The following is a 17,490-nucleotide window of genomic DNA, read 5'->3' as shown; positions in this document are numbered from 1 at the left end:
TGTTAGGCAAGCTTCAGTGCTTTGTTGAAACAGTCAATCGCTAATTCCGGCTCGGCGATCTCATCATAAATATTCCCCAGGAGTGCCCAAGCATCCGAATGATCCGGATCGATTTCCAGCAACTGTTGGATGATCTCAATTGCTCCATTCCATTCGCCTTTGCTTGCCAGACACACACTCAAATTATAGAGAATGAGCGGGTGCTGCGGAGTGAGGCTGAGCGCGGCCTGATAATACTCCTGCGCCTTGCGGGTCCGGCCCAGATGTACCATGATATAGGCCAGATTATTGAGAAGGATAGCATCATTCGGGAAAATGCTATGGGCCCGTTCCAAGAGCCTGAGTGCTTCATTGGACCGACCCTGATTCTGATAGATGGCGGCCAGATTGCAGAGACTGTCATAATGATCCGGCTCGTGTTTTAGGGTCTTCTCATAATAGCGTGTTCCTTTTTCAATTTCATCCAATTGGACATAGCAATAAGCGGTGCGGGCCATGATTTCCGGGTCGGCACAGTAGCGTAAAGCTTGCTTGTAGGAAAAGCACGCCTCCCTGATCTGCCCGAGTTCTAAATGCATTTCCGCTTTCATTTCCCAATACCCGACCTTACGCGGCTGAAGTTGACAAGCGCCGGAAAAACAACGCAGGGCCTCGGCGTACTCCCCGTTGTAAGAATATATCGTACCGAGGCGGAAGACTGTCTCCGCCTGTTTGGGGTCCGCACGCAACGATTTGTCCAGCGCTTCCGCCGCCAATCTCCATTCTCCCTGTTCCAACTGACAGTCCGCTAAAGTACTCCAGTAGGCGGCTTTTTCGGGACAAACCTCCAGCGCTTCTTCAATGGCCTCTTTCGCCTCCTGCACCAATCCCAGGCCGAGGCAGCTTCTCGCCAATTGGTATTTGATTTCACCCAGGTCCCCTCCGGGCTTCTCGACAAGCTTTTCCAGATACTCTTTTGCTTCAACGTACACCCGGGCCTTAATCAGTTTTTCTACAATTTGAAACTGCGGCCGGGGCAAATCCGACCTCAGCAGTTCTACCCAAACCTCTATCGCTTCATCGTTCTTGCCGCGCAAAGACAGAACATTGGCTTTGAACTCACGCCAGAAAACAGGCACTTGCCTGCGTTCGTCACCGGTTTTTGAGACCAAAGGATGGGACATGGCTCCTTCCTCCTTACATTTTCTTCCATGTCCCTAATTCGTGGCCCCCTACCGAATATCCTCCTTATTTTTAAAAAACCGTACGCCAACTTTCGGCTTCAAGCGGCAGCCCGCTCGCGTTTCCGCTTAAATATCCCCGGTTGTGCTCAGCCTCCGCCATATTTCAATCCGATATTTCAGTATTCTCTCTTGACCCGGTTACAGCAACGTGTCCGAAAGCACCTTTTTTAACATGGCTAAACGGCGGCAGATATAAGGAACATTCTCTGCACTCTTTCCCCCGCTATGATTACAGTCCGTACCCCGCTCAGGCCCGGACGCCCGATCGCTCAAACATCCCGCTTCAATTCTTCCTGGCACTTGCTGCAATAGCCATAGAATTTCAAGACATGGTCCACGACTTTGAACTTATTGCGTTTCGCAATCATCGTTTCCAAGGATTCCAAAAGGTCATCATCAAATTCCGATACACTCCCGCATCGCAGACAAATCAAGTGATGGTGGTGATGCTCATCCCGCCGGCTGAATTCATAACGGCTGCGTCCGTCACCGAAATCGTTTTTCTGCAAAATGCCCAGATCAGCCAGAATATCTAAGGTGCGATAAATCGTTGCCAAGCCGATGTCCGGATAATGCGGCTTTACCAGTTGATAGATCTCTTCGGCACTCAAATGCCCGCTGCCCTGTTCCAGAAAGATTTTGAGAATAGTTTGACGTTGAGGGGTCAACTTATAAGCGTGATTGCGCAACTGGTTACAAACATCGGCAAACGCATCCGTTTCCTGAGACCTCTCCGACATACGGCAACCCCCTCCTCAATCACCCAACCTATTCCCGCGGACACCGTCAGCGAATCTCACATTTTATTATAAGCGAAACATGCCAATTTGCAAACACAGCAAACCGGGGTGAATTTTACGCCCGATCCGATCGGCTACGTTTCTGTAATCGCTCCGACAGAGCCCTCAGCGTTGTCGACCTTCCAGTGCCGCTCTTCCGTCGTGCCGTCGATCCTCCAGTGCCGCTCTTCCATCGTGCCGTTCACCATCCGGTGCCGCTCTCCCCTCAGCGCCGTTCCAGCACCTCAAAAATTCCGAATTTCAGGTAGTCGGTTTCCGGGCTGCCCACCAGAACGGGATGATCCAAGCCCGCCCGGCGAAATTCCACCAACCGGAGAACTTTCTTGGCATCGACCGCCGCGTCTTGCACGAGACTGAGAAATTTCTCCGCGCTGAGGTGGTATGAACAAGAGGCACTGACCAGTATTCCACCGGGGCGAAGAAGTTTCATTCCCTGAAGATTGATCTCTTTATAGCCGCGCACCGCTCCCGGCAGAGCTTGGCGGTTCTTGGCGAAGGCCGGCGGATCGAGTATAACAACATCCCACTTGCGCCCAGCCTCCACTTGCTGGCGGAGATAATCAAATACGTTCTCACATACAAACTCCGTCCTGTGCAAGAAACCATTGGTCAAGGCATTTTCCCTGGCGGTCTTAAGCGCTTTTTCCGAGATATCCACGCAGGTCACCCTCTTGGCCCCGTACAGACAGGCATGGAGCATAAATCCGCCGGTGTGAGAAAAACAATCCAGGACCTCCGCTCCGTCCCAAAACGGATTTTTGACAGGTCTTCCTTTGGCATCAACCGCTTGCCCGTCCGCCTCCACTGTAATTCCGCGCTTGTGTCCCCATTCGGTCATAAATGGCTGCAAGCGGGTCCGGTTCTCCCTTTGGTCAAAGAAGTAGCCCGTTTTTTGCCCTTCGGCAACATCCACGGCGATCCGCAGGGAATTCTCCTCGATAATGAGCGTCGTTTCGAACTCCTGCCCAATAAAGCCGCTGCGTTCTTCCAACCCTTCCAGCCGCCGCACCGGAACGTCATCCCGTTCGTAGATTCCCTTGGGATCAAATACTTTTCGCAGGGCCGCGAAAATCCAGAGCCTGCGCCGATCCATACCGGCGGCGAGAATTTGTACAACCAACACGTTTTCATATTTATCCACGATTAAGCCGGGCAGAAAATCAGCTTCTCCGTAGACCACCCGACAGGACCGTATCCCCGGCAGCAGCCGCTTCCGCCGTTCCCAGGCCGCTTGGATTCTTCGTTCAAACCACTCCTGATCTACGACACTCTCTTCACGGTAGTCGACAACTCTTACCGCAATTTGCGAGTGCGGATTATAGAAACCTCGGGCTAAAAAATGCCCTTCGTGGTTTACGATTTGTACCAGGTCATCCTTCTCTTCAAGCGCCTCCATCCGTTCGATCTCGCTTTTGTAGACCCAGGGATGCCCTTGTTCCAATCTCTTCTTTCGGTCTCTCTTTAAGTAAACTTTACCCGGCATACGAACCTCCGCTCTGCCCAAACAGGCCAAAATCTCTGTCCCTGACTATACCACACCTCCACCAAAAACGCACACCCAGACAGAGCAGGGGGCAAAGAAAACCCGGCTTGTGCCAAGCGTCAGCGCAGGCAGATTTCCGAGGTTGCACTTGTCCCACCCACGCCCCGGAGCAGGGACAAAGAAAACCCGGCTTGTGCCAAGCGTCAGCGCAGGCAGATTTCCGAGGTTGCACTTGTCCCACCCACGCCCCAGAGCAGGGGCAAAGAAAACCCGGCTTGTGCCAAGCGTCAGCGCAGGCAAAAGCCGAGGTTGCACTTGTCCCACCCACGCCCCAGAGCAGGGGCAAAGAAAACCCGGCTTGTGCCAAGCGTCAGCGCAGGCAGATTTCCGAGGTTGCACTTGTCCCCGAGACCGCTACCAGCGTCGGTATCCACCATATGGGTAGGGATAGGGATAAGGGTAGGCATAGGGCGGGGGGGGATAGGCGTAAGGATAAGGGTGCAGAGAAGCGCCATAGATAGTACCCAAACCGAACCCGAAGAGACCGGCCCCCAAAGGCAGCAAGGCGAAAGCCATAAGAATTCCTCCTCTCTCTCGCACTTATTCCACTGTATTATATGGCAGAATAATCCACTTGGTCCATTTTCGCCTTTTAACATAACTTTCCCGGTGGACTTAGTAGGGCGATATGATGGCGATACAGTAAACCAAGAGGTCGTAATGGCATTTTGGGCATCAGGTCAACCGGACTCGCACTGCGGAACACGACGAACCCGAAAGGCAAGCGGCATCCTCTGCTCCACTTATCCGAAGTGACCGGAAAGAGGAAAAGCCATGCCTTGGTATGTCCAAGACTTGGCTTTTCCATCAGGGGCTTCACCTTGGCCGGGTGCAGTTCGACACAGCTCATGTGACCCCGTGAGACTCGCCGCAGCCCTCTGCCACTCAGCCAACCCCTCAAGACTCGGCGCAGCTCCGTGCCACTCAGCCAACCCGCAAGACCCGGCGCGGCTCCGTGCCGCGCCCTTACCTCATTCCCCTAAACGGTCTCGCAAAACGTCCACGACTTCCTCGGCGCTTCGTCCGGCCGCGTTAATGACAGGAACTTTAAAGTTGTTGGCATCTTGACCTAAAACACCGGCCCCGTCTCCTTTCACCACCACGGCCCGCACATTCTCAAGGGTCTGCCCGTCAAGGGACGAAGTTTGAAAGCCCGCGGCCTGAAGGGCTTCGCTAATGTTGGTTAACCCTTCTTCCACCGCTATTTTTTTATACATGTTCCGTTACCTCCTCCGAACCATCTGCGACAAACGTATCTCCAGAAATATCTTCTGCGTTTCTTACCTTCCGTATGCTAGAGAGTTTTGCCACCTCAAGCTGATTTCCGCAAAAGCAATTATTCTTTGTTCTCTTCTTTACGTCTTTGTTCTCTTCTTTACGAATGCATGAACAGGCGGCCGGCCGCTTGAGAAAAGAGTGCCTGCCTAAAACCCCAGCGTCTTGCCTAGCTAAAACTCCGGCGTCTTGCCTAGCTAGAACTCCAGAGTCTTGCCTAGCTAGAACTCCTTGCCTAGCTAGAACTCCAGAGTCCTCAAGTAAACCGCCTGATAATCGACTGACAAATTCTTGGCCGCAATGCGGAAACTCTGCTCAGGGTCGGGAAAAGTCGCCTCCACCGTGCATTTTAACGTACTCTCCGCTTGCAGGGACATTTTTACCAGGTTGCGCTGAGGCGGAGTTCGTTCCAAAAGGAGAGCGTAGTCTCCTTGAGGGCTGCGCTTCCCGACGAGCTGAACTTTACGCGGCAATTTGGACAGGGGCAGAAATTCGTCCATGGCCGTAACTTTGAACGGGCGGCTGCTCTCCAATTTTATTTTGACCAGATACGGGTCACGCGCATACTTAAATCCTAAGGCTAAATCCACAGTTCTTTCCCCGGAACCCGGTTTATTCAAAACCTCGGCCGTCACCGCCATAGGGGCCTCCTGCCGCAGACCGGGCAATACTACGCGTTTTTTCTGTGCCACGCGCAGTTCCCTGGCTAAATCAGCGGGCAAATTGTCCGGGGAGAGGAGCACCAACTGCCCCGGTTGGTCACCCCGCCACTCCTCGCGCACAGTCAGCTTCTGTGGAAACTCAGCCGTGTAGCTGGGCACCAATCCCAACAGAAGGACGGTTAGCGCACTGAACAGAAGGGCCGGGCGCTTTAAACCCATCAAGCGGCGCCGCCACACCTTGGGTTTGAAGGAAGCGACATGGAGCAGGGCCAAAACCAGGGGAATGATTAGGAGGGAATAGAGAACAATAAATAAGAGAGCATAGCTATGGAAAGTAGAATAGTACCCCTCCCACTGATTCGAATGAAACAACTCCCAATGAGAACGGTAGAAAAAATACGGTCCGAGGAAAGCGAGGATGAGGTTCGGCCACACCTTCTGGATACAGAGACATAAAAGCCAGAAGACGAAAGGAAAAGCAAGATCAATCCGGATAAAGGCCGCCAGCAGTCCGGCAATACCTACGGCACCCGCCGAGGTCAGCCAATACACGTCCGGCTCGCGCGGTAAGGGCACGCGCGTAAACAACCCCGTCAGAAACAAGAAAAGCCCGGCCGCTATCCCCAAACGGGCCAGCAGAAACCAACCCGGATAAGCGTACCACACCAACTCCTTCCTCTTGAGCACCTGCCACAGGAGTTCGCCGGCACCGCTCGCCGCTACGAGGACCAGACTGGTCAGGCTAACGGCCCCCAGCAAAACCAGGTAATGTATCCATCTTCCCGGCAAGCCCTTTTTCAGGCAGCGGGCAAACCACAAACCGGCCAAGAGGAAGACCAAGAGGGAAAACAAGCGCAACCCCAGACTGGGCAAAATGAAGACATACGGCCCCAGCTGGAAAGTCAGGTAGAGTTCGTCCCAAGTCCTGGGACCCGTATGCTTCAAGCGCACCGACTGGGCCAGCGTCGCCACGAAATCGCCCACCTTTTGCAGTTCGGTCAGCGGAACCCGTTCTACACGGTCCTCCGGTCTATGGTAAAAACCGGGAGGACGTCCGGCCATTCCTATCCCCAGTGCCGGAATTCCGTGTTCCAAAAAAGAACTGAAGTCGCTGTTTCCCCCCTGAGGCGCATCCCGATTCATGATCAGCGCATCCCGGCTGAGATGAAAGGGAATTCCGCTTTTGCGGGCCAACTCCGTGATTTTCGCCACGAGTTCCGGCGGGGCCGACTTTTTCCCTGCGACGTCAATTTCCAACGGTGTCCCAACCATGTCTAAATTCAGCATCCAATTAACGGCGGAAAGATCAGCCCGGGAAGCATAGTAGGACGAACCTACCAGGCCCGCTTCCTCCGCACCGAAAAAGATTAGTTCATAGGTTTCTTCATGGGGCGCTTTGGCCAGAACCCGGGCTAATTCCAATAAGACTCCCACCCCGGACGCGTTGTCCAAGGCCCCGGGGGCATTGACATCCGCCGAGTCGTAATGCGCCCCCAGCACCACTGTATCTGCCTTCGCGCCCGGCAATTCGGCAATAATGTTTTGGCTGTTAACCAGCTCGACCTTCGTTTGGCCCGTTGGCAGAGGGGAATCGCGCACCACGACTTTACTGAACGGCTCGTCGTGCACCTTCCAGCCATTCTGTTCCAGATTATAGTAGATATATTGAGCGGCTTTCACTTCCGCCTTGCTGCCCGCCGGCCGCGGCCCAATTTTCTGCACGAGATACTTCATGTAATCTGCGGCCCGCTCCGCCGAAAAAGCAGGGGCCTGATCGGCCCGAGCCGGAACCGGTCGGAAGAGAAGAGACGCAGAACAAAACGTAAGCGACAGGGCAAGAAGAAGAATGACGGCCCGCCGCAGGCCGTGCAACTGTTCCAGACTTCGTCGCATGGCGACCAACCTTCCTCACGCCAACTCATTCTGCCAATTTTTATGACTTGAACGGGTTTTCTATGCCTGGAAGTTTCTTTTCCGCCGGATATCCGTGCTATAATGACAAGGGAACAGCGTAACAGATGATACTGTGAATACCGCTGGTACCACTAGATGCTACCAATACTGCTAAATACTGCTAAATGCCGCTAAAACTGCTAAGACTACTGTAAGAGGGATACTAAGATGCGGATGCGAAAATGGTTTTTGCCTTTGGTCATTATCCTGACTCTTCTGGTGAGCACCGGCTGCTCCACAAACAAGCTCACCCATCTTTTCAGGAAGAATCCTCAGACTTCCAATCTCCCTGCCTCAGCACTATTCCTCGACGGTGCGGCCATCCGGCAGGAAACGGTTCATCTCCTGGAGTCAGCTCAGAAATCCATTTACATAGAACAGAACTTATTTGACGATCCGGCCCTAATGAATCTTGTTTTAGCCAAACAACGGGAGGGACTCACGGTCAAAATCCTTCTTGACCGCTGGCAGCCTGCTAACCAAGCGACCTTGGCGGCTTTGAAGAGTCAAAACGTGTCCATTCAATTCTATCCGGCACTGAAAGGGCAATACGATGACGTCAAACTCTTGGTGGTCGATCAAAAAAAGGCCCTCATTTATGGGCCCGCCTGGACACCGTCCGTTTGGCAAAATACGCATGACCTGGCCGTCGAATTAAGCGGGTATTCCGCTTGGTGGACAGCGCTTGTCTTTGCCCGCGACTGGAATTTTACGACTACTCTCTCGCTCGGCGTTCCTCAAAAGACATCTTTTCCCAACGATAACATCACCTTAGCCACCAACGCCAATCTCCAACAGCAAATCTCCGAGCAGATCCTGCAGGCCAATCATTCCATTTGGATTGAATCCCCCGAGGTTAGCGATCCGAGCACGGTTCAGTCTTTGGTTAACGCAGCCGCCAAAGGGCGTGATGTACGGCTTATTCTGGATCCGCGGGAGAAGAAAACGGCCCCGGATGCACTCGCGAAGCTCAGGAGCGGAGGAGTCAAAGTCCGTTTTGTCAAGGACTCCGCCGTCCCCGCCTTTCATCTCAACGTCGGGATCTTTGATCAAAAAACTTTTATCTTCACCAGTTCGGATTGGACCTATTATACTTTTGTGATCAATCACGAGTTCTCCATAACCGTACCCTCCGCGGCAGCCACCGCCAAACTCGACGCCGTGTTTGACCATGACTGGGCCCAGGCGCAGTGAACTCGTCCAGCTTACGCTGAACATCACGATAGTGTCCTGTGGATACTATCGCCGAACCGCAAGCTTTCAAACAATACCTGTGCGGTGAGGATGACTTCGGTAACGATAGTCTCCGGTGACGATAGTCTCCTGCGGACACTATCGCCGAAGCCGACGCTGTCACAGGATGACCCGACGGCTGAGGATGACTATCGCCGTAGGCAGAGAGCGTGAAATTATGCTTTTGTGCCGATCGTGCCCCACTCCCACTTGTGGAAGCAGGAGTCTTACATTTGGATAGAGACATCCGGGTTTCAGGGATTCAGGTGGCTCCCATCCGCCACGACAACCGGACAAAGGATTCCCTCTCTTAGCTCGAGGATGTTCACTGCGGTATTAAATTGCCAGGGCGTCTTGCTCCACTCGTGAACAGCGAATCCCGCAGCCCGCGTCATCAAAAGCTTGACCGTCAGGCCGTGGCTCACGAGGCAAACCGTTTCCCCTCGATGCCATTCTATGACTTTCTCCAGAAAACCCCAGGCACGGTCAGACACGCCCTGCATCGTTTCTCCGCCCGGCACCCGGACCCGATGGGGTTCCGTATCCCAAACGGCAAAAACATCCGGCTGCGCTGAGCGCAGTTCGCTCCAAACCTTCCCTTCCCATTCCCCAAAAGAAAACTCCCGCAGATAAGGGGTCTCGATAATCTCAGACAGCCCCAGTTCCCGGCGGATTTCTTCGGCGGTGGCCCGAGCCCGCGGAGCATCACTGGCGTAGAGATGCCCAATCCCTTCGTCGCGGAGGCGAAGAGCCAAACGTCGGGCTTGCCACACCCCGGTGGGAGACAAGGGCGAATCCATGCTTCCCTGCACCCTTTTCTCCAGGTTCCAGAGCGTTTCCCCATGGCGGGTCAAAATGATTCTGGTCATGACACTCCCCACTCTTTTAAACACGAAGAAGGTAGGGACAAAATTCCCTACCTGTCCCGCCTTGCCGTGAGACTCCGGGTTTCTGACCCTGCTCTCGCAGGTGGGCACCTAGGCCCCATCCTCCAGCTTCCCCCTCAGGGGATTCCTGTACCGACGGACCATTTCGGTTCCCTCAAAACATATAGGATCAAAACCAAGATAAATCTACACGTACAAGGCAGGTCGTGTCTCTATTATACCACATTTTCCGAAAAACTCTTTAGAAAACGGCTGGAAATCATCGCTTATAGACTTTGTCCTCAAGTGCAGCCAAACGTTCCTGCAAAAGGGCGATTGCCGCCTCCTGATGACGCACCCTTCTCCATAAATGACTGGTTACTCCTGACAATTCTTCGACGTCCCTGCGCAACTCCGCCGCTTCATAGGGAGCAGGCTCGGGAGAAGACACAATCTTCGCGCCATCTTCCGACAACGAAGCAACGCGCCCCTCGGCCCCCGTTCCCTGCTCAACCTGAGTCGTCTCCTCAGCGCTCGTCCCGGCACCCTTATTCATTTGGGCTTGGCCCGCCTCTTTACGGCCGTTACCGCCCAGTTCGCGCTCCCCGGTCCCCGCCAGCACCTCCTGGCTTTCGTCTGCCCAAGTACTTGCGGCCGGCGAGCTCTCCTTTGCCTTGTCTTGGCTCACTTCTTCGTCTTGCCCAGGCTGTTCTTGCCCAGACAGCTGACCGAGATAGTGAAACTTACCATAGCGCGAATTCCTGCCGGGCTCGACTTCTAGAACCTGATCCTCAACCAAAGCATGTATCGCCCTTTTCAAAGTGACGCTCGCCGCGCCGGTTTCACGCTGGATCTCCGAATAAGCGAGCTCAAAGGGCTCACCTTGATGCATTTGTGCTTTCTCCTCAAAGAAATCCATAAACTTGCGTTGTGTTCTTTCCCTCAACTTCAAATTAAGCCTCCGTCCCGTCCTATTTTTCGGCCCAAGGCCTTCCCGCACTTCGCAATTGCAGGCAAAAACCGTACGAATTTAAACTTTCCCGTTAGTTTTTCTATATTATAATAAAAAGCGCGAGAAAAAGCTATAGTTTTCCTGCGGAAATTTCACAATTATTTTCTAAAACCCCAACTTCTTTGACTCCCAAGAGTGCCCCCCCCGCAAAGCCGGATTCCTGCGGTACGGTCCGAAGTGACCCTCCACCATGGCTAAAGCCGTGCAGCTTCTCTTCTTCTGACAACGTTCTGCCAGTGAACTCGTTCAGCTTAAGCTGAAATCGGGTAGGAGGCTAGTCATTAATTGGCCAGCCGACCTCCCACAGCACCGTACGTACCGTTCGGTATACGGCGCCTCCAAAGTTTACACGTTATTTGGCAGAGTAGCATTGACTAAAACTGGGGTATCCTGCGCGTTCGATGCGTTTGTTGGATAAGGACATTGTCAAAATGTGGCTATGGGCTACTCGCCAATAGCCCTTTCTTGTGTTTGCCCACATCCATGCTTGCTCCTTCTTGATGCCAAGCTTCTGCAAGTTCGCGTATCGTGTGCGTACTCTCTTCCATCGTTTCCATGTGACCATCCGAATTCGACTTCGTAGCCATTCGTCCATCTTTCCGAGTAACGCTTTGGCGTCTGCCAGTTTAAAGTAATTGGTCCATCCTCGGATGATGTAATTGAGTTTTGCCTTTCTCTCCTCGATTCCCATCCCGTTGCTCCGTCCGGTGACTTTCCGGATCTTGTCCTTTAGCTTCAGGATGCTTTTCGGGTGGATTCTCAGTCGTCCTCTTCCTTTGTGGATGTAGAAGCCGTATCCCAGATACTTGACTTTCCTCACGTGTGCCACGCTTGTTTTCTCCTTATTGACTCTGAGGAATAGTTTCCCTTCGATATAAGGAACAATATGGTCTAGCGTTCGCCGGGCCGCTTTCTCGCTTTTGCAGAAAATCATCATGTCATCCGCGTAGCGTACGAAGCGATGCCCACGCTTTTCTAGCTCGTGGTCACAAACGTTTAGCATGACGTTTCCAAGTAAGGGACTAAGGGGCCCCCCTTGGGGTACGCCTTCCGGACTTTCTTCAAATAGTCCGTCCACCATAATCCCTGCTCTGAGGAATTTATGGATTAGGGATATGACTCGTCCATCTTTGATGGTGTCTGAGAGGATTTGGATGAGTTTGCTTTGGTTGACCGTGTCAAAGTATTTCTCCAAGTCCATGTCCACGACGTAGACAAAGCCTTCTGTGATATGCCTTTGACATGCTCTTAGCGCGTCGTGAGCGCTTCGTTGAGGTCGGAACCCATAGCTGTTGTCTGAGAATTGCCTTTCGAAGATTGGCGAAAGGACCTGGGTTATGGCCTGTTGGATCAGTCTGTCCACGACGGTAGGGATTCCCAGCTTTCTCATTTTCCCGTTCTCTTTGGGTATTTCTACCCTCCGTACGGGTTTCGGACGGTATTTCCCGTCCCAGAGGGCTTGCAAAAGTTCATCCTTGTGTCCTTTCAGGTAGGGTAGAAGTTCGTCCACCTGCATACCGTCGATTCCACCCGCGCCTTTGTTCCCCTTCACTCTGTAGTAGGCTCGATTAAGGTTCTCGGCGCTGAGAATTTCCTCTAGCAGTTTCTCTGTCTGCTCGTCTGTGTTGGTGTTGTCGGTTTTGGTCATCCTGGGTGGCACGCACACTTCTGCATACTCTCTCTGTTCCGCAGATGACCTTTGCAGATAGTCTTTAAAGCAAAGTTGTCTGTGTTTTAAATTACCACCTTCGGTAACTTTCATTGACCCACACCTCCTTTGGTTCCGCCCTTCCGTCGGTGTCCGGGACACCTCTGTACTATGGCTTCTGCTGACTCCTCACGACAAATCTTGTTTCAACCGGGCTTCTTACTCCGTTTCCACCCGTCCGTGAGGCCTCCCACGGTAAGACGATTCACTTTCATTCCATGTCCCCGCAACATTTACGCTGACGTGTCCGTGTAGCTTTTGGGCTTCAACTTGTATGGCAGTCTTACCCCACATTTCGCGCCTAATATTGTTCGTGTTCCTCGGGGCGGAACTTTGCCGCCGGCTTCCTTCAGATTCCATCTCGCAATGGACACCCTTGCCTTGAGCTAATGGTTGGTCGCTACATACCCCCATAACGGACTTTCACCGTCAAGTTAATCGTCATGCGTGGCGCACCATCGAGTCTTCGGTGGGGGAGTCTACCCCCACCGAAGGGTACGTGGAACCCACTCCCACTTATAGAAGTGGGAGTCTTACGATTGGATAAAGAGAAGGAGTGCCGGCAATTTAGCCGGGCAGACATACACAGCCCTGCCCGCGCATAAATTGTTAGCAAGTTTAAAGGGGGGGAACCGCCATGTCCAAATCCTTTCAATTAAGCCTAGTGTTTAAAGGAATTTTGCTGGCTGCCATTTTGGCTCTTATCCTGGCTTTGGGGTTGGGCGTCCTGCTTTCCTTGACCTCCATCACTGAATCCGGCTTAGCTGTCACCGGGATCATGGTCTTCAGCATATTTATCGCTTCCGTCCTGTCTGCGCGCCAGGCGGGAAGCAAAGGTCTCTATTACGGACTCTTAATCGGATTGGGTTATGTCGTCCTTCTCCTGCTTGTGGCGGGAATTTTCCGCGACACGGCCCCCTCCCCGCTGAGCGTCGCCGAAAAACTGCTGCAGGCGCTTGTTGCCGGTGGGATTGGCGGCATTACGGGCGTCCTGCTGAGCCGCGGCTGATACCCGCCCCTACCCGGGCCTTCTCACCCGCACCTCTCCGCACCCCCCTAATCGGCGCCCGGATCAAGACCTGCTCCCGGGCCGCTTCACTCGTCCTTCGCGCGAACCGGCTCGGGTTCCTTTGTCTCCAACCGTTGCTTGATCCAACCCACTATTTCCCCAGTCGGAGTGCCCGGAGTAAACAAGGCCTCGGCAAAACCTTGTCGGAGAAGAACCTCGACGTCTTCTTCCGGAATTGTTCCCCCGCCGATGAGAAGAATATCTTCTGCCTCTTGTTCGCGCAGAAGGTCTTTCACGCGCGGAAAAATAGTCAGGTGAGCGCCTGATAAAATACTCAGACCGATGACGTCCACATCTTCCTGAATAGCCGCTTCCACGATTTGCTCCGGCGTCTGGTGCAAGCCGGAGTAAATGACTTCCATGCCCGCATCGCGCAGTGCCCTGGCAATGACTTTAGCTCCCCGGTCATGGCCGTCCAGTCCGGGTTTTCCCACAAGAACCCTGATCCGAGACTGACTCATAATATCCGCTCCTTTGACCGAAATCCTGTACCGTGCCTTCACTCGACTTTCACTCAGCTTTGCGGCTTCGCGACTTTGCCGTCTTACCGCCTTCCACACTACCGCGGCAGTCCGGCGGACATTTTCGCTGCTCAAAGGGTTCGCTGGGTTTGTGCGGCCCGAACCCCAGATTCGACAACAGTACACGGAATTCGCTTTTGATTATTTCTCTTGGCTCGTGCAGCCCCAACCCCTTAATAGACCGCTTGCTCTCTATATTCGCCGAAAACCGTTTTGAGCACGCCGATAATTTCCCCTTCGGTCGCATAGGCCCTGACAGCGGTCATGATTTTAGGTATGAGATTATCGGAACCCTTGGCAGCCCCCTCCAAATCCGCCAGAGCGGACCTGACCCGAGCATTGTCCCGGATCCGTTTCAGTTCTTGGACCCGCCCTACCTGGGCTTTTTCTGTTTCCGGACCAATCTTGAGGAGATCGATACCCAGCTTCTCCTCTTTAGTGAACTCATTGACCCCGACAATAATGCGCTCATGCTTCTCTATCTCCCGTTGGTAGCGGAAGGCCGCGTCCGCGATTTCCTGTTGGAAGAAATTCTGCCCGATGGCAGCCAACACTCCGCCCATTTCTTCGATCCGACGGAAATAGTCCTCGGCACCCCTCTCCATTTGGTCAGTCAAAGATTCCACGAAATACGATCCTGCCAAAGGATCGATCGTGTTGGCCACACCGCTTTCATAAGCCAGAATCTGCTGGGTACGCAAGGCTATTTGCACCGCCTTCTCTGTGGGCAAAGCCAGCACTTCATCCATGGAATTGGTATGCAGGGACTGTGTTCCCCCCAGCACCGCCGCCAAGGCCTCGTAGGCCGTGCGCACGATATTGTTCTCGGGCTGCTGAGCCGTCAGGGAACAACCCGCTGTTTGCGTGTGGAAGCGCAGAAGAAGACTCTCGGATTTCTTAGCCCCGTATTTTTCCTTCATGTGTCTGGCCCAGATGCGCCGGGCCGCCCGATACTTGGCGATCTCTTCGAAGACATCCATATGCGCGTTGAAGAAGAAAGACAGGCGCGGAACAAAGTCGTCCACGTCCAGGCCGGCCTTTATGCCGGCTTCCACGTAGGCAAACCCGTCGGCCAGCGTGAAAGCCAGTTCCTGAAGTGCTGTCGCCCCGGCCTCGCGAATGTGATAACCGCTGATAGAAACCGTATTCCACTTGGGTACGTGTTCTTTGGCATACTTAAAGATATCCGTGATGAGCCGGAGGGAGGGTTCCGGAGGGAAAATCCAGGATTTCTGAGCGATGTACTCCTTGAGAATGTCGTTTTGAATCGTTCCCGTGAGCTTATAGGAAGGGATTCCTTTTTTCTCGGCCGCCACTATATACATGGCCCAAAGTATGGCCGCCGGGGCATTGATGGTCATCGAAGTGCTCACCCGGTCCAAGGCAATATCTTGAAACAGCCTTTCCATGTCCTGCAGGGAATCAATCGCGACCCCGACCCTCCCCACTTCTCCGTAAGCCCGGGGATGATCGGAGTCATAACCCATAATGGTGGGCATGTCGAAGGCAACGCTCAAACCGGTCTGACCCTGGCTGAGCAGAAATTTGTAACGCTCGTTTGATTCCTGAGCGCTGCCAAACCCGGCGAACTGCCTCATCGTCCATAAACGTCCCCGGTACATATTGGCGTGAATTCCTCGGGTATAAGGGTAGGATCCCGGATACCCCAGGTCTCTCTCATAATCCGTACCGGCAGAGTGCTCCGGGGTATAAAGCGGTGCGACCGGAACGGATGAAACTGTGACAAAGGGGTTCTGTCGCTCCCGCAAGGCCCGGTAGTTCTCCTGCCAGCGTTCCTTATCGCTCATAATCATCTCTCCCTCCCGTCATTTTCGCCCAAACCTTTTCCACCAAAACAAAAGGATCCCGCTCCCCGACCTCCAACAAGTCCTGGGGAATTTGCGGCCAAGCCCCGTCAAACAAGGATCTTACTTTCTCCTCCAAACAGTGCCAGGTTTCTCTTTGCAATTGTACTTGACGACGGATCTTGATTTGTCCGCTTTCGCGCAAGAACGCCTGCTGGCCGGCTATCGCTTCCCCCAGCTCCTGGATCCCCGCGGCCTGCAGGGCGCTGGTCAGAACCACCGGGGGACGTCTCACCGGCCCGGCCCCGCCGTTTAGATCCAACATCATTTCAATGTCATTCTTCATTCTTTCCGCCCCGGGCATATCCGACTTGTTGACGACAAAGATGTCCGCCACTTCCATAATCCCGGCTTTAATAGCCTGAATCCCATCCCCGGTGCCCGGATTGAGGACGACCACCACCGTATCCGCCAAGCGCATGATCTCGATCTCCGATTGGCCGACTCCCACCGTTTCCAGCAGCAAGCGTCCATATCCCCCGGCCTCCAGAATGCGCAGGACATCCGCCGTTGAGCGGGCAACCCCGCCCAAGTGTCCGCGCGTGCCCATACTGCGGATGAAAACATCCCGGTCCGTCGTGTGAGCCTGCATCCGGATGCGATCTCCCAAAATGGCCCCACCGGTATAGGGACTGCTGGGGTCCACGGCTGCAATCCCCACCCGCTCGCCCTTTTCCCGATAATAATGGGTCAAAGCCTCGACCAGCGAACTTTTGCCGACACCGGGAGGCCCCGTGATCCCGATTACTAAACTCTTACCGCTATGGGCCCGCACGGAGCGCATGATTTCTTCCCTGCCCCGGTCGTCCTCCACCCGGGAAATGAGTTTAGCCACCGCCCTGCGCTCATGCCGTAAGAGCCGTTCCAGCCATTCATCCATCTCGTCCCGGCTCAAAACTCCATCCCCGCCTTCGCCGTCACTCCGCGTTGATAGGCGTGACGTATCTCCTCCATCATCGTAACCGTGTCAGCCGCTTCGATAATCGCTTTAGGCGCATAACGTCCGGTCAGTACGAGGTCCGTTTCCGGTGGCCGCTTAGTCAGCACCTCCAGGATCTCAGCCGCCGAGAGTAAGCCAAAACCGGCGGCCACCAGGATCTCGTCGAAGACAACCAAGTCAAATTTCTCCTCTGAGAGCCATTCTTCCCCTCTGCGCAACCCTTCCTTGGCCATGGCTACATCCACCGCATCCGGGTCCTCGGGATTGACAAAACTGTCCCGGCCGGTTTGCTCCAGCACAAAGCCCGGCAAGGCTGCGGCTATCTTAACCTCACCATAGTCCTGGCTGCCTTTCATAAACTGCAGAAAACCCACCCGCCGGCCGTGTCCCAGCGCTCGCAGGCTCAGACCCAAGGCCGCCGTCGTCTTTCCCTTTCCGTTTCCGGTATAAACCAGCACAAGTCCTGGCATTCACTTCCCCACCCATCCCGTTTCAGAATATTACGTCTCAACAGGCCCTGCCCCAAACAGCGCCAACGGCGCAGCCCGACAGCCCTGCTGACGTCTCTGGATAATATTTCGCTTCGCGTGTCTGAAATCCTGCCTTTCCTTCTAGAACTTATAGAAAATTGTTTCTCTTCGAATTTAACAAAACTGCCGTTTCCAATGCCCACACTTTCTCGCTCCCACCCGGGCGGCAGGGGAAATCTCCCCAACTTCGCGGAATAAGGGGGATTGGTTGCCTCCGCAGCACGCTCACCGGATCAAGAAAAGTCCTTTTCTTTTCTTGGAGAAAGGATTAGAATATTCGTAGAAAGATA

At 53.8% G+C, this 17,490-nt stretch carries 15 protein-coding genes and 1 other RNA gene; 2 read left to right on the top strand and 14 right to left on the bottom strand.

Annotated elements, in window-relative coordinates; translation table 11 throughout:
• Positions 1–2: 2 nt before the first annotated feature.
• The 6 genes from MNU25_RS09375 to MNU25_RS09350 form a co-directional block, all read right to left on the bottom strand.
• A complete protein-coding gene (locus MNU25_RS09375) occupies positions 3–1,163 on the bottom strand; it encodes a tetratricopeptide repeat protein (RefSeq protein WP_240984835.1) in 1,161 nt (386 codons plus the stop codon).
• A 329-nt stretch (positions 1,164–1,492) separates the two neighbouring features.
• Positions 1,493–1,963 carry a Fur family transcriptional regulator gene (locus MNU25_RS09370; RefSeq protein WP_240984834.1) on the bottom strand — a complete coding sequence of 157 codons (471 nt, stop codon included), beginning with the start codon at positions 1,961–1,963 and terminating at the stop codon, positions 1,493–1,495.
• 265 nt (positions 1,964–2,228) lie between these two features.
• The gene (locus tag MNU25_RS09365; protein WP_240984833.1) at positions 2,229–3,506 is read right to left on the bottom strand and encodes a class I SAM-dependent rRNA methyltransferase; all 1,278 of its coding nucleotides are present in this window, start codon (positions 3,504–3,506) and stop codon (positions 2,229–2,231) included.
• Between the two features lie 414 nt (positions 3,507–3,920).
• Entirely contained in the window at positions 3,921–4,082 is a 162-nt protein-coding gene (locus MNU25_RS09360) for a hypothetical protein (protein WP_240984832.1), read from the bottom strand.
• A gap of 455 nt (positions 4,083–4,537) precedes the next feature.
• Positions 4,538–4,783: a YkuS family protein gene (locus MNU25_RS09355; RefSeq protein WP_240984831.1), complete on the bottom strand. Its 246-nt coding sequence runs from the start codon at positions 4,781–4,783 to the stop codon at positions 4,538–4,540.
• Positions 4,784–5,080: 297 nt separating this feature from the next.
• Positions 5,081–7,396 carry a M28 family metallopeptidase gene (locus MNU25_RS09350; protein ID WP_240984830.1) on the bottom strand — a complete coding sequence of 772 codons (2,316 nt, stop codon included), beginning with the start codon at positions 7,394–7,396 and terminating at the stop codon, positions 5,081–5,083.
• Positions 7,397–7,624: 228 nt separating this feature from the next.
• Between MNU25_RS09350 and MNU25_RS09345 the strand changes: the two genes are divergently transcribed.
• Complete coding sequence (locus tag MNU25_RS09345) at positions 7,625–8,650, top strand: phospholipase D-like domain-containing protein (protein WP_240984829.1); 1,026 nt, start codon at positions 7,625–7,627, stop codon at positions 8,648–8,650.
• Positions 8,651–8,943: 293 nt separating this feature from the next.
• Here the strand turns inward: MNU25_RS09345 and MNU25_RS09340 are convergent, their stop codons facing one another.
• The 4 genes from MNU25_RS09340 to ltrA form a co-directional block, all read right to left on the bottom strand.
• The gene (locus MNU25_RS09340; RefSeq protein ID WP_240984828.1) at positions 8,944–9,558 is read right to left on the bottom strand and encodes a histidine phosphatase family protein; all 615 of its coding nucleotides are present in this window, start codon (positions 9,556–9,558) and stop codon (positions 8,944–8,946) included.
• A gap of 49 nt (positions 9,559–9,607) precedes the next feature.
• A non-coding RNA gene (gene ssrS / locus MNU25_RS09335) (6S RNA) lies at positions 9,608–9,785 on the bottom strand.
• A gap of 50 nt (positions 9,786–9,835) precedes the next feature.
• A complete protein-coding gene (locus MNU25_RS09330; RefSeq protein WP_240984827.1) occupies positions 9,836–10,447 on the bottom strand; it encodes a hypothetical protein in 612 nt (203 codons plus the stop codon).
• Between the two features lie 472 nt (positions 10,448–10,919).
• Positions 10,920–12,329 carry a group II intron reverse transcriptase/maturase gene (gene ltrA, locus MNU25_RS09325; RefSeq protein WP_240983528.1) on the bottom strand — a complete coding sequence of 470 codons (1,410 nt, stop codon included), beginning with the start codon at positions 12,327–12,329 and terminating at the stop codon, positions 10,920–10,922.
• A gap of 583 nt (positions 12,330–12,912) precedes the next feature.
• Between ltrA and MNU25_RS09320 the strand changes: the two genes are divergently transcribed.
• The gene (locus MNU25_RS09320) at positions 12,913–13,284 is read left to right on the top strand and encodes a TIGR04086 family membrane protein (protein WP_240984826.1); all 372 of its coding nucleotides are present in this window, start codon (positions 12,913–12,915) and stop codon (positions 13,282–13,284) included.
• Positions 13,285–13,370: 86 nt separating this feature from the next.
• On the opposite strand, the gene MNU25_RS09315 is transcribed toward MNU25_RS09320, so the two are convergent.
• From MNU25_RS09315 to MNU25_RS09300, 4 genes are all read right to left on the bottom strand, one after another.
• Positions 13,371–13,805, bottom strand: a complete 435-nt coding sequence (locus MNU25_RS09315; RefSeq protein WP_240984825.1) for a cobalamin B12-binding domain-containing protein — start codon at positions 13,803–13,805, stop codon at positions 13,371–13,373.
• Positions 13,806–14,038: 233 nt separating this feature from the next.
• Entirely contained in the window at positions 14,039–15,673 is a 1,635-nt protein-coding gene (locus MNU25_RS09310; RefSeq protein ID WP_240984824.1) for an acyl-CoA mutase large subunit family protein, read from the bottom strand.
• Positions 15,663–16,625, bottom strand: a complete 963-nt coding sequence (gene meaB / locus MNU25_RS09305) for a methylmalonyl Co-A mutase-associated GTPase MeaB (RefSeq protein WP_240984823.1) — start codon at positions 16,623–16,625, stop codon at positions 15,663–15,665. The genes MNU25_RS09310 and meaB overlap by 11 nt, the downstream gene beginning before the upstream one ends.
• Complete coding sequence (locus MNU25_RS09300) at positions 16,622–17,140, bottom strand: cob(I)yrinic acid a,c-diamide adenosyltransferase (protein WP_240984822.1); 519 nt, start codon at positions 17,138–17,140, stop codon at positions 16,622–16,624. The genes meaB and MNU25_RS09300 overlap by 4 nt, the downstream gene beginning before the upstream one ends.
• Positions 17,141–17,490: the final 350 nt, after the last annotated feature.

Origin of the sequence: Acididesulfobacillus acetoxydans (assembly GCF_902729405.1) — a bacterium.
Lineage (GTDB): Bacteria > Bacillota > Desulfitobacteriia > Desulfitobacteriales > Desulfitobacteriaceae > Acididesulfobacillus > Acididesulfobacillus acetoxydans.
This window is presented reverse-complemented; position numbering and strand designations above follow the sequence as displayed.

Bases quoted from the DNA above. Each gene is read 5' to 3' on its own strand.
- MNU25_RS09370 (WP_240984834.1), bottom strand. From the start codon at position 1,963: ATGTCGGAGAGGTCTCAGGAAACGGATGCGTTTGCCGATGTTTGTAAC.
- MNU25_RS09330 (WP_240984827.1), bottom strand. From the start codon at position 10,447: ATGCATCAAGGTGAGCCCTTTGAGCTCGCTTATTCGGAGATCCAGCGT.
- MNU25_RS09350 (WP_240984830.1), bottom strand. From the start codon at position 7,396: ATGCGACGAAGTCTGGAACAGTTGCACGGCCTGCGGCGGGCCGTCATT.
- MNU25_RS09310 (WP_240984824.1), bottom strand. From the start codon at position 15,673: ATGAGCGATAAGGAACGCTGGCAGGAGAACTACCGGGCCTTGCGGGAG.
- MNU25_RS09365 (WP_240984833.1), bottom strand. From the start codon at position 3,506: ATGCCGGGTAAAGTTTACTTAAAGAGAGACCGAAAGAAGAGATTGGAA.
- MNU25_RS09375 (WP_240984835.1), bottom strand. From the start codon at position 1,163: ATGTCCCATCCTTTGGTCTCAAAAACCGGTGACGAACGCAGGCAAGTG.
- MNU25_RS09315 (WP_240984825.1), bottom strand. From the start codon at position 13,805: ATGAGTCAGTCTCGGATCAGGGTTCTTGTGGGAAAACCCGGACTGGAC.
- ltrA (WP_240983528.1), bottom strand. From the start codon at position 12,329: ATGAAAGTTACCGAAGGTGGTAATTTAAAACACAGACAACTTTGCTTT.
- MNU25_RS09355 (WP_240984831.1), bottom strand. From the start codon at position 4,783: ATGTATAAAAAAATAGCGGTGGAAGAAGGGTTAACCAACATTAGCGAA.
- MNU25_RS09300 (WP_240984822.1), bottom strand. From the start codon at position 17,140: ATGCCAGGACTTGTGCTGGTTTATACCGGAAACGGAAAGGGAAAGACG.
- MNU25_RS09345 (WP_240984829.1), top strand. From the start codon at position 7,625: ATGCGGATGCGAAAATGGTTTTTGCCTTTGGTCATTATCCTGACTCTT.
- MNU25_RS09320 (WP_240984826.1), top strand. From the start codon at position 12,913: ATGTCCAAATCCTTTCAATTAAGCCTAGTGTTTAAAGGAATTTTGCTG.
- MNU25_RS09360 (WP_240984832.1), bottom strand. From the start codon at position 4,082: ATGGCTTTCGCCTTGCTGCCTTTGGGGGCCGGTCTCTTCGGGTTCGGT.
- MNU25_RS09340 (WP_240984828.1), bottom strand. From the start codon at position 9,558: ATGACCAGAATCATTTTGACCCGCCATGGGGAAACGCTCTGGAACCTG.